This is a genomic window from Hymenobacter negativus (assembly GCF_017571495.1).
Lineage (GTDB): Bacteria > Bacteroidota > Bacteroidia > Cytophagales > Hymenobacteraceae > Hymenobacter > Hymenobacter negativus.
In genome coordinates, this window is sequence record NZ_JAGETZ010000009.1 from 1 (window position 1) to 15,027 (window position 15,027).

Sequence of the window (15,027 nt, forward strand, 5' to 3'; positions counted from 1 at the left end):
GCGCCCGGGCCACCCGCCCCCCCGAGGAGAAGGGGGAGGGGAACAGGCGTATCCAATCGGCTCATAACGAGAGGCCGCGTGGCGGAAGCAGCAACCATTGGTTGCTGCTACCGCTACGCGGCTTCTCACTGTTTGGGTACCGGTTACTACTAGTGGCTTGTCGCCTTGCGGCGGCTATTCTGCCACCACTTTCACGCCTTTCCAAAAGGCCACGCGGCCTTTGATTTGCTGGGCGGCGTCCTTCGGCTCGGGGTAGTACCAGGCAGCGTCCTTGTTCTTCTCGCCGTTCACGCTCAGGGAATAGTAGCTGGCGCGGCCTTTCCAGGGGCAGGTAGTTTGGGCAATGCTGTCCTCGAAAAACTCCTTTTTGATGGAGTCGGCAGGGAAATAGTGGTTGTTCTCAACCACTACGGTGTCGTCGCTCTCGGCCACGACGGTGTTGTTCCAGATGGCTTTCATGGATGGGGTTTGGGCTGGTAATCCTGATAAATCCGGGTCTTGGATAGGAACCGCAAAGGCGCGAAGACGAATCAAGTCCCCAAGTTCGTGAGTCCCCAAGACCCTAATTGAACATTGCCAGCAAGGAGGTTGTTTTAAAACCCAACAACCGGCCGAAAGGTAGAAGCATCTGCCGCCCGGGAATTGTTAATTGCTAACCGATAACTGTTCACTGACTATATGGCCGTTGGCTTCCGCTTCCGCGATTTTGTGCCCGAAGACCAGCCCGAGAAGGGCTTTGAGTCGCTGTTTAAACTATTTATGCAACTCGTTACCATTACCTCTGGTGATGTGGGCGAGGCCCTGCAATGGCTCAATGAGCTGGACAAGCAGTATGGCCTCACCGACGACAACTACGGCATGGGCAACTTCATCGATGACCTGAAAAAGAAAGGCTACATCGATGAAAACGAGCAGGAAAAGGGCGAATTCAAGATTACGCCCAAAACCGAGCAGGGCATTCGCAAATCAGCTCTGGAGGAGATTTTTGGCAAGCTGAAAAAAAGCAGCACCGGCAACCACCGCACGCCCCACACCGGCCAGGGCGACGAGCAAAGCACCGACCTGCGCGAATTCCGCTTCGGCGACTCGTTGGAGTCCATCCAGATGACCGAGTCCATCCGCAACGCCCAGCTGAACCACGGCATGGAAAGCGGCGAGTTCATGCTGACGGAGGGCGACCTCGAAGTGCGCGAAAACGAGCACAAGTCGCAGACCAGCACCGTGCTGATGATTGACATCTCGCACTCCATGATTCTCTACGGCGAGGACCGCATCACGCCCGCCAAGAAGGTGGCCATGGCCCTGGCCGAGCTGGTGAAGCAGAAATACCCCAAGGATTTCCTCGACGTCATCGTGTTCGGCAACGACGCCTGGCAGATTGAAATCAAGGACTTGCCCTACCTGCAAGTAGGCCCGTACCACACCAATACCGTGGCCGGCCTGGAGCTGGCCATGGACCTGCTGCGCAAGCGCAAAACGCCTAATAAGCAGATTTTCATGATTACCGACGGCAAGCCCACCTGCCTGAAAGAGCCCGGCGGCTACTACAAAAACAGCTTCGGCCTCGACCGTAAAGTGGTGAATAAGACCCTGAACCTGGCCGCCGCCGCCCGCCGCGTTAAGATTCCCATCACCACGTTCATGATTACCTCTGACCCCTACTTGCAGAAGTTCGTGGAGGAATTTACCGAAGTGAACCAAGGCAAGGCCTACTATTCGGGCCTCAAGGGCCTGGGCCACTTGGTGTTCGAGGACTACAAGAAGAACCGCCGCAAGACGCTGTAATCCAGGTTTCATGCCAACGCATAAGTGCCGCTGTAGCGACTGAGCTACAGCGGCACTTATGCATTCGGGATATTGGCTCAGTCGGTTATTTGCTGCAGTGGGCAGTTGCCGCCGGAACCGGTACGGCGCTGGCCAGCCGCACCGCTTCATACATATTGACGATGCCGCCTGTGCGCGAGAGGGTGGCGAAATCGACCAGCGTTTTGGTGCCGGGCCTGCGTACCTGCGTGTGAACGGGCGTGGCCGACGCCAGAATGATGCGCTTGAGGTCGGCGGGGGTGAGGTGCGGGAAATTAACTTTGAGCACAGCCGCGATGCCCGCCACCACGGGGCAAGCCATGCTGGTGCCGCTGCCGGGGTGGTACTGGTTGTTGGGGTAGGTCGATACAATGTCTACGCCGGGCGCGAATACGTCCACCAGCTGCTGGCCGTAGTTGGAGAAAGTAGCCACAAGGTGCTCGTCGTTGGTACGGGCGCTGGCCCCCACCGTAATCAGGTTGGGAATGGTTTGGCCGTTGAGGAAGCGGCCCGTGGGGTATTGGGTGGTGGTATCGGTGTTGAGGTGGTCGTTGCCAGCGGCGTGCACCAGGAGCACCCCTTTGGCATTGGCGTAGCGCATGGCCTCGTCCACCACAGTTTTTTCGGGCGAGAAGTATTTGCCGAAGCTCATGCTGACGATGCTCGCGCCGTTGTCGACGGCGTAGCGAATGGCGTTGGCCACGTCCTTGTCGCGCTCGTCGCCGTTGGGGATGGCCCGTACGCTTAGGATGCGCACCTGCTCAGCGATGCCGCGCACGCCGAGGTTGTTGGCCCGGTCGGCCGCGATGATGCCCGCGCAATGCGTGCCGTGTTCGACGCCGTGGTCGCGCGGGTCGGCTTCCACGTTGGGGTTGCCGTAGTGGCGTTCGGCGAGGTCGGTGGGGTGCTCGCCCACCAGCGGCTGCGGGTCGTAGGCCAGGTTGTAGTCGTAGTCGAGCACCCGTTTCAGCTTGGCGTGGTAGCGGCCGTACTGGTTGGTGAGCGAGTCGAGGTTGGCGAATTTGCCGCGCACGGCTTGGTAGTACCGGGCGGCCAGCCGCGGCAGCGCCGTGTCGGGTGCAGTAGGCGGCTGGCGCAGCCGGCCCGAATCGACCACGGCCACGCCGTACACCTGGCGCAGGGTGGCCACGTTGGCTAGGTCTTTGGCCAGCTCCTGCGCGTCATCCTGATAATTGGCCTCGGCGGCTGCCCGCTTGGTGGTGTAGGCCCGCTTCGCCTGCTCGTAGAGGCGGAACTCAGCTTTTTTGCCGGGCGGCACCGTGGCCAGAGTCTGGTGCTCGTACAGCGGCTTGAGGCGGGCGTAGAGGCGGGTTTCCTCTTTCTGGTTGAAGAAGATGTTGCGGCCGTCGGCCCCGCCGGTGAAATTCCAGCCGTACACGTCGTCGGCGTAGCCGTTGCGGTCGTCGTCTCGGCCGTTGGCGGGCACCTCGCGGGGATTGTGCCACAGCACGTGGCGGAGGTCAACGTGCGCCGTATCGATGCCGCCATCAATCACCGCCACAACGATGGGGCGGGCCGCGGGCCGCGCCGGCAGGGAGCGCAGCAGCTCATAGGCCCGGTCGGTGCTGATGCCCATGGTCTGGTCGGCGGTCGGGTCGAGGTGGTGCCACTGGGCAAGGGGGGCCTGGGCGTGGCCGGCAAAGTGCAGCAGCCAAAGAACTAGGAAAAGTGGGTAGGGGCGAAGCATAAACGGGAAAAGAGGAAGCGTGATGGGTGCTGCAAAGCACGGCCGCAGGTCCTACCGAGGGTTTCGCAGATGTTGCAAAGAGTTGCTGATTTGTGTCCTACACCTGGGTTTTACCCAAAAATTACCTGCATAAAGCTGTTACACGCGCAACAGGTAGCTGAAAAGCACTGGGACGCCAATGCCACTGACGCGCCTATGCTTGACAGATTGGAGTAATTATTGACAAGCCAGCAAAGCCTTTGCGCTGGTTGCTTATTATTCCCTGTCTTATGAAGTACCTCTTCCTAACCCTGTTGCTATGCGGCTGTGCCAGTGTACGTCCGCAACCTGTGGGACTCGCGCCTGTCGCAACGCAACCTTCTACCGTGCTACTACTCGGCAGTATGGCCAATGCCGCGCCGGGAGATACGGTGTGTTTATCCTACAATCCCCAACCTAGTAGGTCCTCGCTCATAGGAATAAAAGCTCCAGTAGATGCAACAGGCGCATTTAAGCTGGAGTTGAAAGGCCTGACTGGTCCGATTGATGCTCAATTGAACTGCAAACAAAAATGCAGTTGGTTCCAAACGGTGTTCCTCACGCCGGGCGATTCGCTGACTGTCCGTTTTGACCGTCAGCAGTTCCTCGAAACTATCCGTTTCACGGGCCGCGGGGCTTATGCCAACACCTACCTCACACGAGCCCAGCGGCAATTTGACTATGCTGCCCCTGGCACCTATCCGGAAGAACAATTTAAAAGCCTGCCGCCGACGGAGTACCGACAGCGGGTTGATGCCCGGCTGCAGCAGCAGCTCGACACCCTGGCCGCTTATCACGCCCGCCAGCCATTGCCTGAGGCGTTGCTGCACTCACGTCGGCAGGTATTGGCCGTGCGCCACGCCACTTCGCTGCTGCGCTACGTCACCGTCCAAAAAATTAAGACCCAACGGGAGCCCCAGCTGCCGGCTGATTACTACGATTTCCTAACCCAGCTGCCTCTGCGCGAATACTACCTGCCTAACGTCGCAATGTCGTTGTATGACCCGTTGGCACACTTCCTTGTTGGCTACAGGGAAGCTCGCCTGCTGCCACCCGGCGGTCAGCTTGCCACGGTGCCCGGCACCGCCGAGCGCCTCTACGCCCAGGCCACGGCGGATTTTGGTGATACGCCGGCTCGTGATTATGTGATGAGCATGTTGCTGAGCAGCGAGTTGAGCAGCCACGCCACCACCAGCTTGGCCGCAGTACAGGCCATCCTGCCCACGTTTCGGGCCCGCACCCGGGACTCGCTTTCGGTACGTGAGGTACAGGCAGCCCTGCGGGCCAATACCCCGCTGCAACCCGGCAACCTGGCTCCGGAGTTTAGGCTAACAAGTGCCGAGGGCAAAGCAGTCGCATTAAAGGATTTGCGCGGCAAAGTGGTGTACATTGATTTCTGGTACAGCAGCTGCAAGCCCTGCCTGGCCGAAGCCCCTGCCGCGCAGGAGTTAAAAAAGAAATTCCTCGGCCAGGATGTGGTGTTCCTGTACATCTCCATCGACCAAGGGCCGGCTTTGTGGCACCGTACCATCGCCAAATACGCGCTCGACAGCCCCAACAGCGTGCATTTGCAAGACCCGGAAGGCTGGCTTGCCGCCCGGCCATTTCACGTCAGCGGCTACCCCAGCTATTGGATTATTGGGCGCGACGGACGCATCCGGCAGGGTGCGGCGCCACGCCCATCGGCCGGGCCAACGACAGTGGCCGCACTAGAACAGGCGCTGGCCAAATAAACACTGTTTTTGTAGTCAACTTCCTAGCGTGACAGCTTTTCCAGTTCCTTTTTCTCGCGGGCGCTGAGACTGTCCAGGCCTTTGCGGCTGATTTTGTCCAGTAGCTCATCCAGGTCGGCTTCCTGCTGGCGCTTTTGGGCCTGGTACCGGTCGTCCAGGGTCTGGTAGTCGGGCGAGGAGAAGAAGTTGCCGCGCAGCAGACCTTCGGGCTTTTTAATGAGCAGGTAGGCAAATGCCACCGTCGGTACCAGGATGGCCGCAATGACTAGGTAGTTGATTTTTAGCAGCTCCGGCCGCATAATGATGACGGTAAGCAGGCCCATTAGCCCGCCACCCAGGTGAGCATCGTGCCCAATGTTGTCGCGCCGCGTGGTGATGCCGTAGGCGCAGTACACCACATACAACATCCCGTACAGCCAGCCCGGCACGTACAGTCCTGGCCAGCCGACTTCCATGCCGGGAAACAGCGCGAGTCCCGCAAACACCAGCCCGCTGATGGCTCCGGAAGCTCCCACGGCGGTGTAATCATCCTCGTTCCAGTGCAGCGCCAACGACACCAGGCTGCCCCCAATCAGGCTGGCCAGGTAGATGATGAAGTAGTTGCCGAAGCCCACCATCATTTCGACGCCGCTGCTGAAGTAGTAGAACGTGAGGAAGTTGAGCAACAGATGCACCCAGCCGGTGTGGAGCAGGCCCGAGGTCAGCAGCCGGTAGTATTGGCGGCCGTAGCGGATGTCCTTTATCCGGAAGGCATACTGGTTGAAGTATTCCGGGCTTTTAAACCCTTTGTAGGAAACCAGAAACGTAGCCACCAGAATAAGCAGGCCGATAATACCGAATTCAGTCATGGAAGCAGCGGCCGACGCCAAGCGTGCCGAAAAGGGGGAGGGAGAGGTGCTGGCAGCGGGCCAAATTGGCCGGCTATTATTGAGCCACGAAAGGTAAAACAGGTTCAGCTTTTTCCAAGGCCAACTACTTGGCAACGCCGCACAAAAGACTGTTGGCCGCTGAGGACCCGGGCAGCGCTGACCGCAGCTGTTGCCGGCCTGAACCTCGGGCCCCCTTTCGCGGTTAAAGACCCTGGGAAGACAGTTTCCCGCCAACGCCCCTTATGAAGCACGAAACCATCCGCACCCTGGGCCAGCTTCGCGCCAGTGGTTATACTTCCCGTACCGTGAAAGCTGAGCTGCGGGACAACCTGATTCAAAAGCTCAAAAACAAAGAAGACGTTTTCCCCGGCATCTTCGGCTACGACGAAACCGTCATTCCCGAGCTGCAGCGCGCCATTCTGGCCGGGCACCACATCAACCTGCTGGGCCTGCGCGGCCAAGCCAAAACCCGTATTGCGCGCTTGCTGGTGAGCCTGCTCGACGAGTACACGCCCGTGGTGGCCGGCTCCGAGCTGAACGACGACCCGCTCCAGCCGCTGTCGGTGTTCGCCAAAAACCTGATTGATGAGAAGGGCGACGACACGCCCGTGGCCTGGCTGCACCGCGACGAGCGCTACACCGAGAAGCTGGCCACGCCCGACGTATCGGTAGCCGACCTCATCGGCGACGCCGACCCCATCAAGGCCGCCACGCTCAAGCTGCCGTATTCCGACGAGCGGGTGATTCACTTCGGCCTGATTCCGCGCGCCCACCGCGGCATTTTCGTGATTAACGAATTGCCCGACTTGCAGGCCCGCATCCAGGTGTCGCTTTTCAACATCTTGCAGGAAGGCGACATCCAGATTCGCGGCTTCAAGGTGCGCCTGCCGCTCGATATCCAGTTCGTATTCACGGCCAACCCCGAGGACTACACCAACCGCGGCAGCATCGTAACGCCGCTCAAGGACCGGATTGACGCCCAGATTATCACGCACTACCCCAAGTCCATCGAAATCGGCAAGCGCATCACCAAGCAGGAGGCCCGCATCAAGGACGAGCAGCGCGGCATGGTGACGAGCAACGAAATCATCCACGACCTCGTGGAGCAGGTGGCTGTGGAAGCCCGCGGCTCCGAGTTCGTAGATGCCAAGTCGGGCGTGTCGGCCCGCCTCACCATCTCGGCCTACGAGCAGGTGATTGCGGGTGCCGAGCGCCGGGCGCTGCTGAACGGCGAAAGCAACACCTACGTGCGCCTGGGCGACTTTATTTCGGCCGTACCTGCCGTGACGGGCAAGGTGGAGCTGGTGTACGAGGGTGAGCAGGAGGGTGCGGGCATCGTGGCCGAGAAGCTGATGGGCAAGGCCATCCGCACGCTGTTCCTGAACTATTTCCCCGACCCCGACAAGAGCAAGAAGCTCAAAAACCGCCCCTCGCCCTACAAAACCATTCAGGAGTGGTTCGGCAACGGCAACACGCTGGACTTGCTGCACGACGCCGACACGGCCGCCTACCGCAAAGCCCTGGACGACGTGCCTGGCTTGCGCGACATTGTGAACGAGCTGCACCCCAACGAGACGCCCGAGCACACTTATTTCCTGATGGAGTTCCTGCTCCACGGCCTGGCCGAGCACAGCCTGATTTCGCGCAACCGCCTCACGGCCGGCGCCCAGTTCAAGGACTTGCTTTCCTCGATGTTCACCATGCCCAGCTTCGGCGAGGATGAGGACGACGAGGACGAAGAAGAGAAGCCGCGCCGCCGCCGTTAATTGAAAAGATGAATGACGCAAAACGCCCCGCATACCGAAAGGTGTGCGGGGCGTTTTGCTGAAAACATCGATTTGGTCTACCAGGGGCTTTCGGAGTGGCCAGCCGTAATTTCCTTACTGAAGTACTTGCCGGTGGGGCCGTCCGCCCCAAGGGTGGCGTACTGCGCGACAAAGCGGGCCGCCTCCGCTACCGAACCGCCCAGGTGCCCCGTAAAATCGGTGGCCGTTTGGCCTGGGTCTACAGCATTGACTTTGAAGCCTTTTTCCCGAAGCTCGTGCGCCAGGAAAACAGTATAGGCGTTGAGCGCCGTCTTGGATGGGCCGTAAGAAGCGAGCTTATAGGCTGCGTGTACCCAGGTGGGGTCGCTTTGCAGCGTGAGGGAAGCCAGGCCCGAGGTGATGTTGATAATCACGGGTACCTCGGCTTTCCCGAGCAGCCCTAGGAAGGCTTGCGTCACGTCGATGACGCCGAAGAGGTTGGTGTTAAATACTTCCCGGATTTGGTCGGTGCTGGTGTTGGCGGCATGTTGCGGCATCGTGCCCAGGACGCCGGCGTTATTAATCAAGACGTCCAGCGACTGGGTTTTTTGGCTGATGCCCTTTTCGGCGGCCTGAATGGATGCCTTATCGCAGACATCGAGCTGAATGGCTTCAACGTGCGTGATGCCAGCTTCCGCCAACTGGGCTACCGCCTGCTGCCCTTTGGCCAAGTCCCGGCAGCCTAAGTAGATATAATAGCCTTGTTGCGCCAATTGCCGGGCAGTTTCCAGGCCGATGCTTTTATTGGCCCCGGTGATGAGAGCGTTTTTCATGCGTTGTGCTAATGAGTTAAGTACAGCGCAAAGGTCCCGTTGCCGATTGATGGCCTACTTACCTTTGGGTAAATACGCAGCCGGTGCTTCTATCTATTTCGGGCCGGGCAAGGGGCTCGCATCCGTTGGAAAACTTCCCACGCCAATGCCCACCGCGGCGGCGAGGACTCCTCAACGAGCAGGTCAGGAGGGCGCTTGCCGCTCAGCGGGTAACGTGCCCAGGTTGCGGCGGATACGACTCAGCGACTGCGGTGTGACGCCAATGTAGGAGGCCAGGTGGGCGAGGGGAACCCGGTTTGCCACGCCCGGAAACGTGGCCAGAAACAGCTCGTAGCGGGCCGCCCCACTGGGGCTGACCAGGGAGCTGCGGCGGTGCAGTTTCTCCAGCAGCGCCTTGGTGAAGAGCTTTTGTTCGACCAGCGGCCAGTCCACGATGGTGAGGCTGAACGCCTGCCAGTCGCGGGCTTTGAACACCAGCACGTGGGTTTCGGTAGCGGCCTGGACGTACTCGGTGGCGGGCTGCTGGTACTGGTAGCTTTGCAGGTCCACGATGAGGTGGTTTTCTTCCACAAAATACTTGGTGTGTTCGGTACCTTCCCGGTCGAAGTAGCAGACGCGGAAAATGCCTGACACGATGAAGCCAATTTCCTGCGCAACGCGCCCGGCCTCCGAAAAATAGGCGCCTGGCGGGTAGGTGCGCTCTGTTGCCTGGCTGCGAATCAATTGCAACTGCTGGGGACTAAAATGATAGAATTGCAGCAAAAAGTCGTCGAAAGATGAGTTGGGCATGGCAGCAAGCAGGAATAATCGGGAGCAGCGCCAGATAGCAGGCACCCGCCAAAGGTCGCGCCGGGGATGCTGGCCGGAGTTACCATTGGGTAAAAAGTGCCTGCGCTGCCAGCGCCGGAGGTGACCTTCCCAAAGAAATCCCGGGTTCGGCCTGAAATTACCAAAATGGCGACAAGGATATCTGGGTGGCTACTGTGGCGGCTCTAAGCACGGCCCCGCAGCTGCACCCCAACGAGACGACCGAGCACACTTATTTCCTGATGGAGTTCCTGCTCCACGGCCTGGCCGAGCACAGCCTGATTTCGCGCAACCGCCTGACGGCCGGCGCCCAGTTCCAAGAACCTGCTTTCCTCGATGTTCACCATGCCCAGCTTCGGCGAGGACGAAAAGGAGAAGCCACGCCGCCGGTAAGAGTAAGTAGCGCGGGCTTTTAGCTCGCGCCTTCATCAAGAGAAGCCCCGCTCACCAGTGGTGCGCGGGGGGCGGGGCTAAGGCAGCCGCAACCGCGGTGGCGAGCAGGAGTAATAAAAGCAGGACTGACAGGGGGTGGAGTGAGCGCAAGTCAGCCCCACTCCGTAGATTTAGCCCTGCCTTTCTACCATCCTACCATTTCATGGCTTCTTTCTCAGCTGAACTGCGTGTAAACGGTACTGGCTACTCCCTCACGCACTGTGCTTTCGGGGTGCAACAGGAAACCTATCAGCGAGGACAGGCAAGCGCCAAAGTGCGCTACGGCCTAGTGCAGCTTACGCTGGATGTTGTTGATATGGGCTGTTGGTATGGGCTGTTGGTATGGGCTGTTGCTAATTCTGATTGAGCGGGCCGGGAGCGACGAGGGGCCGGACTTGTTTGAAGAAGCTGTAAAGGCCGATTTGCAAAAGATTTATTCGACTCCCACAGGCCGAAAGCTACTGGATTCACTGCACGCTTCGGGCAAGCCAACTACCATTCAGTATGCCTTAGATGGCCTGAACCGGGCCTTCATTCCCAAAGGAACCACCACCCATTTGTATCAGGCCGATGGCACCCCGGGCGAGGGTGTGGCCATTACGTTGGGCTACAACCCCGGCCTTGATACCATTGGGAAAGAAGCCTGGTCCAGTCGTCCTCCGGCCATTGCCCTGGCCCATGAGCTGATTCATGCGGAGCAGGCCGCACATGGCCGCATGCGGCGGGGCAGCGCCACCAATCCGGGGGCAGTCAACAAAATGAACCCGCTACAGCCCGCCATAGCACCAGTGGTGGAACTGGAAACGGTGGGGGTGCCGCCACACGACGAATACCACGTTTCAGAAAATAAAATTCGCGCCGAATGGACGCCTCCGCAACCCAATCGGGACCGGTACTAACCCCTAGCAAAAGCGTATGATGCCTTCGTACTCACCCCCGGCCGACAGCCAGCTGCTACACGTCATTGGCCCCGACTGCACGCTGCACGTGCGCATCGGGCGTCCCAATCCCGCTGTGCTGCGCATCTGGTACGAGGTGCACAACACCGCCGCTCTGCCCTTATACTTATGCAACCGGCTCTATAAAACCATTCGCCGGGACCCGGCGGCCGACGTTGTGGTTTACGAAGTGCAACCCAACCTAGCCAATGTGCAGGTGGCCAATGGACAGGTGGTGGTAGGCAAGACCGTAGTGGACGTGCCCGAGTGGATGTTTGTGGAATCCTTGCAAATACCCTGTTTGAGCCGGGTGCTTCCGGGCGAGACCTTTGCCGAAACTCTCGACCTGCCGCTGCCGCTGATGCCCTACACTGTATACGACTACTCCCCAATACGGGGCGCGGCCGTACCGTATCCGCTCGCGGTAGAGCTGGGGTATTTTCTGGCCTCTCCTTACACGGAAGGCTTTATTACCACCGCGAGCACTCCCGCCGGGCCCGCGTACTACATCGACCCTTTTCCAGCCAGCGACCAATCAATAATTGCCGCTGGCCCCTTTGCCGAGCCAGTGGCTGTGGTCATCGAAGAATAGAAAGCTGCTTGTTCTACCTGGGCCGGGCTGCCGAGTTCAGTAGCGAGACCGGGAAACAGCTATTGGTAATGCGGATAACTGGGTAGCAGGCGAAAAGCCTATGTGTCCGCCCAAATATCCTGTCTCTATGGCCCGACTTCATGTTTTTACCAATAAAAGCCCTGCGTACGCATTGGTGCGCGGAGCTTTTGGGTGCTTATTAGTTTGAGCCGTCGCACATGCGTTAACCGAATAAGTGGCCGTCATGCAGGGTGCAGCGAAGCATGACGGATGGTTTTGCCTGACTGATTACCTCTTTGTTTTCTGGATAACGCAGATGCTAAGACCTGGAAACATGCCTAGCGCACCCGCAGCGTAAGAGGGACCGTAACCGAGGTGGTGCCGGCCCGGACTGCTACGCGCACCTTGCCGGGGGGAATGCCCACCGGTACCCGCACCCGCAGTAGTTGCGCCGATACGGTTTCAAAATCGGCAGCTACCTCGTTGAGTAGGACCTGCTGCACCTGGTCGAGGCCGGTGCCCTGTAGCTCCAGCGTAGTGCCAGGGGCCAGCCGGGGAGGTAATAGCTGCTGCACTACGGGGGCAGGGCGGGCAGGCGGCTGCAGCCGGGCCACGTAGCCCCCGTGGCTGTTAGCAGAAAAGGCGCCGGCCAGCAGCAGGTCGCCGTTCGGCGCTACGCGCAGGGCGCTGACTTCCTGATAGTGCAACGCTTCCTCGGGGTCCCATTCGGCCAGCACCTGCCCGCGGGCCGAAAGCTGGCTGATGGCCAGGCGGCCGGGCGGCGTGGGCTGGGTAGTGTCGGGTGGGGGCAAAGGCGACGGCTCGCCCACCAGTGCGGTGGCCACAAACAACTGGTTGCCGGGGGCGGGGGCAATGGCCGGCGCTGGGTCCAGGCCTTGCCGGGCCCAGCGCCAGGCCCCGGTTGAGTCGAGGCGTCCCAGCAAACCGCAGGTCCGGTCCTGCAGCAGCCGTTTGAACTTGCTGGGGGGCTGAGTAGGCACTGTCACCGAATCGGTAGTGAGCTGGGCCGTCAGCCACAGCTCGCCGGCTGGGGCCGCTGCCAGCGCCTGCACCGTCAGGGAAGTGCCTAGGGGCCGGGCCCAGGCCACACGGCCGCTGGCCGCCATCTTTAGCAGCACTTGTTGATGTTGCTGCTCCTGCGGCGGTGTGGGCGGGGGCAACGGCCGGAAGCGTACCTGACCATGGGCGGTGGTCAGCACGAGGCTGTCGGCTACTTCGCCCGCCAGGTACCAGGCGGCGCCGGGCCCAGGCGCCAGCCGGATGTTGCGCAGGTTGCCCCGCCCCAGCACTTTTTCGGCCGTGAGCCGGCCCTCGGGGTCCCGCTGCTGAAACAGCACCTCGAAGCCGGGGGGGCTCCAGCTGGCAGTGTCGCGCACGGGGCGGCTGTAGGCCAGCCAGCTGCGGCCGTCGGGAGCGGCGGCCACGTCCGGAATGGCATCGCTGTAGTCATTGGGGAGGTAGTGGGCCCAGCGCCACTGCCCGTCCCGGCCTACCTGCCCGACAAAGGGCATCACCTCCCGATGGTTTCGCGGAAGCGCGCTGTGCAGCCGCGCCTGCAGCGAATTAGCCGACGCGGCTGGCGCGTCTTCCGGCGAAAAACGGCAGCGCCCGGTAACGAGCAGCCGGCCGCTGCTATCGGAGACGGCGGTACCTATGGCGGGAACGTCGCTTTGCCAAGGCAGGCCCCCGGCCCGCAGCCAGCGCACGGTGCCGTTGTCGGCCAGCTGGCCCGTCAGCACATCGTGGCCGCTGCTGGCATCCAGCCGCCCGTCGGGGGTGGGCAGCTGGCCCGCAAAACTGCCCGCTACCAGCCAGCCGCCGGCGTGGGGCAGCGGGGCCAGCGTGCTCACCGTCGACTCCCCGGTACCGCAATCCACGCTGAGCAGCGGGCGCAGCTGGTCGGATTGGCCGGCCGTTGCTTCAAACAGCGGGATAGTTGCCTCCGACTGCCCCGCGAATGAATACGGGTCAGCCGGACCATTGACAACTATTGCGCTGTTGGCATTGGCTACCAACTGGCCACTGCCCATCTTAAGCTCCGACGAGCGCCCTCCGCTGGCCCCGCGCCAGTGGCCTTGGGCATCGAGGCGAACCAGGAGCAGGCTTGGTCGCCGGTGGTCGAGATTTCCCCCACTCAAGCTCATGGGCTGAACGCCAGATAAGGTGGCACTGCCGAGCAACGCGCAGCTCAGCCACACCTGGCCATCGGGGCCCACGCTCACTTCCCGGGCTGCCAACGTGGATTCGGCGTAGAGCCCCGGCCCGGCGTAGTGGGTGCCGGTGGCAGCGGCCCAGGCCTGCCAGCGGCGCTGGCCGGTGGAGCTCAGGCTGGTCACCAGCAATTGCCGGCTCTGTAGCCGGCTTTCCAGAAGCCGCCGGCCGTTGTAAAACCGGGTAACGGTAGGCTGCTCCAGGTTAGCAGCCACTAGTATTTCACCAGCCGGGCCCACGCTCAGGCTCTGCATGAGGGTAACCTCGGGCACCTGCGCCTGCCAGTGCGGTTCCCCATTGGGGTACAGGGCCAGCACCAGCCCTTTGTGCAGCGGAGTTGCCGCAACTGGCCCTTGGGGTTTGGGGCGGGGTGGGAGCGGGGCCGGGCGCGGTATTGGCCCGCCCAGGTAAAGCGCACCGGCCGGGCTCACGGCCAGCGCCGGGCTCCTAAGGGGGCGGCCTGGTCCCGTGGCAAGCGCCCACTCCCAGGTGCCGGCCGCACTAAGCCGGCTGGCCAGGGGCGGCGCTGCCTTGCCCGGCCCGGTGGCCAGTGGCCCACCGTTCAGGTAGCCGTGGCCTTGCGCATCGGCGGCCACGCGGCTGCGCAAGGCCGGCAGCAGCCGCACCGGGTGCTGCCACTGCCAGCGGCCCGCCGAGTCGAGCCGGGCCACAAAGTGGTATAGGCTGTCGCGGGCACCAGGGGGGGCGGGTCCCCAGTCAACGTCCAGTCCCGTCTTGTCCGGGTCGGTGCTGCCGCTCACCCAGATGTGCCCGGTGCCATCGACGGCGATGCTCTGGCCGGCACTCAGGCGGTTGGTGGACGTGGGCAGCGCACTGGCCCACCGGCAGCGGCCGTCCGGCCCCAGCCGCACCACAAAGGCCTGCTCCTGCGCCCGCCCGCGCAGCCAGACGTCACCCACCAGCACCGTACCCTCAAAGCTGCCGGTCAGGTAATAATCACCGTGTCGGTCGCGGGCCACGGCTTCGGCCCTGAAGGAACCACCCAGCGTCGGGGGCCGCAGGGGCTGCACCCACTGCCAGGTCGGAGAAGCAGGCACTGTCTGCGCCTGACCGGGCAGGACCCTGCTCAGCAAGAAAAACAGGAGAAAACAGCTGCGGACGGGACGAACCGTGGAAAATAGCGACATAGCAGGACGTGAATACCAGCAAATATGGCGCTGCGAAACCGTTTTTTAAAGCTGTTTGGAAAGGCATTCAGCCTCGCTCCAACGTTTGAAGAGCATTGGACCAATGGATGAGTGATGAAACCCTGCCACCGTTAATTGACGAAATAGCCACTGAAAAGTCCCGCGTTCC

Annotated in this window: 13 protein-coding genes; 7 read left to right on the forward strand and 6 right to left on the reverse strand. The window is 61.3% G+C overall.

What is annotated here, in order from left to right; all coding sequences use genetic code 11:
• Positions 1-174: 174 nt before the first annotated feature.
• On the reverse strand, positions 175-459 hold the full coding sequence (locus J4E00_RS17850; RefSeq protein ID WP_208176618.1) for a DUF427 domain-containing protein: 285 nt from the start codon (positions 457-459) through the stop codon (positions 175-177).
• Positions 460-678: 219 nt separating this feature from the next.
• Here J4E00_RS17850 and J4E00_RS17855 point away from each other — a divergent pair, with 219 nt between their 5' ends.
• A complete protein-coding gene (locus tag J4E00_RS17855; protein WP_208176619.1) occupies positions 679-1,785 on the forward strand; it encodes a vWA domain-containing protein in 1,107 nt (368 codons plus the stop codon).
• Between the two features lie 85 nt (positions 1,786-1,870).
• Here J4E00_RS17855 and J4E00_RS17860 read toward each other — a convergent pair whose 3' ends face one another.
• Positions 1,871-3,511, reverse strand: a complete 1,641-nt coding sequence (locus J4E00_RS17860) for a S8 family serine peptidase (RefSeq protein WP_208176620.1) — start codon at positions 3,509-3,511, stop codon at positions 1,871-1,873.
• A 269-nt stretch (positions 3,512-3,780) separates the two neighbouring features.
• On the opposite strand from J4E00_RS17860, the gene J4E00_RS17865 reads away from it, so the two are divergent.
• Positions 3,781-5,262, forward strand: coding sequence for a TlpA family protein disulfide reductase (locus J4E00_RS17865; protein ID WP_208176621.1), 1,482 nt, complete (start codon positions 3,781-3,783; stop codon positions 5,260-5,262).
• A gap of 23 nt (positions 5,263-5,285) precedes the next feature.
• On the opposite strand, the gene J4E00_RS17870 is transcribed toward J4E00_RS17865, so the two are convergent.
• The gene (locus tag J4E00_RS17870; RefSeq protein ID WP_208176622.1) at positions 5,286-6,110 is read right to left on the reverse strand and encodes a rhomboid family protein; all 825 of its coding nucleotides are present in this window, start codon (positions 6,108-6,110) and stop codon (positions 5,286-5,288) included.
• 263 nt (positions 6,111-6,373) lie between these two features.
• On the opposite strand from J4E00_RS17870, the gene J4E00_RS17875 reads away from it, so the two are divergent.
• The gene (locus J4E00_RS17875; RefSeq protein ID WP_208176623.1) at positions 6,374-7,897 is read left to right on the forward strand and encodes a sigma 54-interacting transcriptional regulator; all 1,524 of its coding nucleotides are present in this window, start codon (positions 6,374-6,376) and stop codon (positions 7,895-7,897) included.
• A 77-nt stretch (positions 7,898-7,974) separates the two neighbouring features.
• Here the strand turns inward: J4E00_RS17875 and J4E00_RS17880 are convergent, their stop codons facing one another.
• Together J4E00_RS17880 and J4E00_RS17885 are read right to left on the reverse strand one after the other, a co-directional pair.
• Complete coding sequence (locus J4E00_RS17880) at positions 7,975-8,709, reverse strand: SDR family oxidoreductase (protein WP_208176624.1); 735 nt, start codon at positions 8,707-8,709, stop codon at positions 7,975-7,977.
• A 183-nt stretch (positions 8,710-8,892) separates the two neighbouring features.
• Positions 8,893-9,498: a Crp/Fnr family transcriptional regulator gene (locus J4E00_RS17885; protein WP_208176625.1), complete on the reverse strand. Its 606-nt coding sequence runs from the start codon at positions 9,496-9,498 to the stop codon at positions 8,893-8,895.
• A gap of 194 nt (positions 9,499-9,692) precedes the next feature.
• Between J4E00_RS17885 and J4E00_RS17890 the strand changes: the two genes are divergently transcribed.
• From J4E00_RS17890 to J4E00_RS17905, 4 genes are all read left to right on the forward strand, one after another.
• Entirely contained in the window at positions 9,693-9,932 is a 240-nt protein-coding gene (locus J4E00_RS17890; protein ID WP_208176626.1) for a hypothetical protein, read from the forward strand.
• Positions 9,933-10,111: 179 nt separating this feature from the next.
• Positions 10,112-10,315 (forward strand): type VI secretion system tube protein TssD, encoded by a 204-nt coding sequence (gene tssD / locus J4E00_RS17895; protein ID WP_208176627.1) that lies wholly within the window; start codon positions 10,112-10,114, stop codon positions 10,313-10,315.
• Entirely contained in the window at positions 10,299-10,847 is a 549-nt protein-coding gene (locus tag J4E00_RS17900) for a M91 family zinc metallopeptidase (RefSeq protein ID WP_208176628.1), read from the forward strand. The genes tssD and J4E00_RS17900 overlap by 17 nt, the downstream gene beginning before the upstream one ends.
• A gap of 16 nt (positions 10,848-10,863) precedes the next feature.
• Positions 10,864-11,478 (forward strand): hypothetical protein, encoded by a 615-nt coding sequence (locus tag J4E00_RS17905; RefSeq protein ID WP_208176629.1) that lies wholly within the window; start codon positions 10,864-10,866, stop codon positions 11,476-11,478.
• Between the two features lie 338 nt (positions 11,479-11,816).
• Here the strand turns inward: J4E00_RS17905 and J4E00_RS17910 are convergent, their stop codons facing one another.
• Positions 11,817-14,804, reverse strand: a complete 2,988-nt coding sequence (locus J4E00_RS17910; protein ID WP_208176630.1) for an IPT/TIG domain-containing protein — start codon at positions 14,802-14,804, stop codon at positions 11,817-11,819.
• Positions 14,805-15,027: the final 223 nt, after the last annotated feature.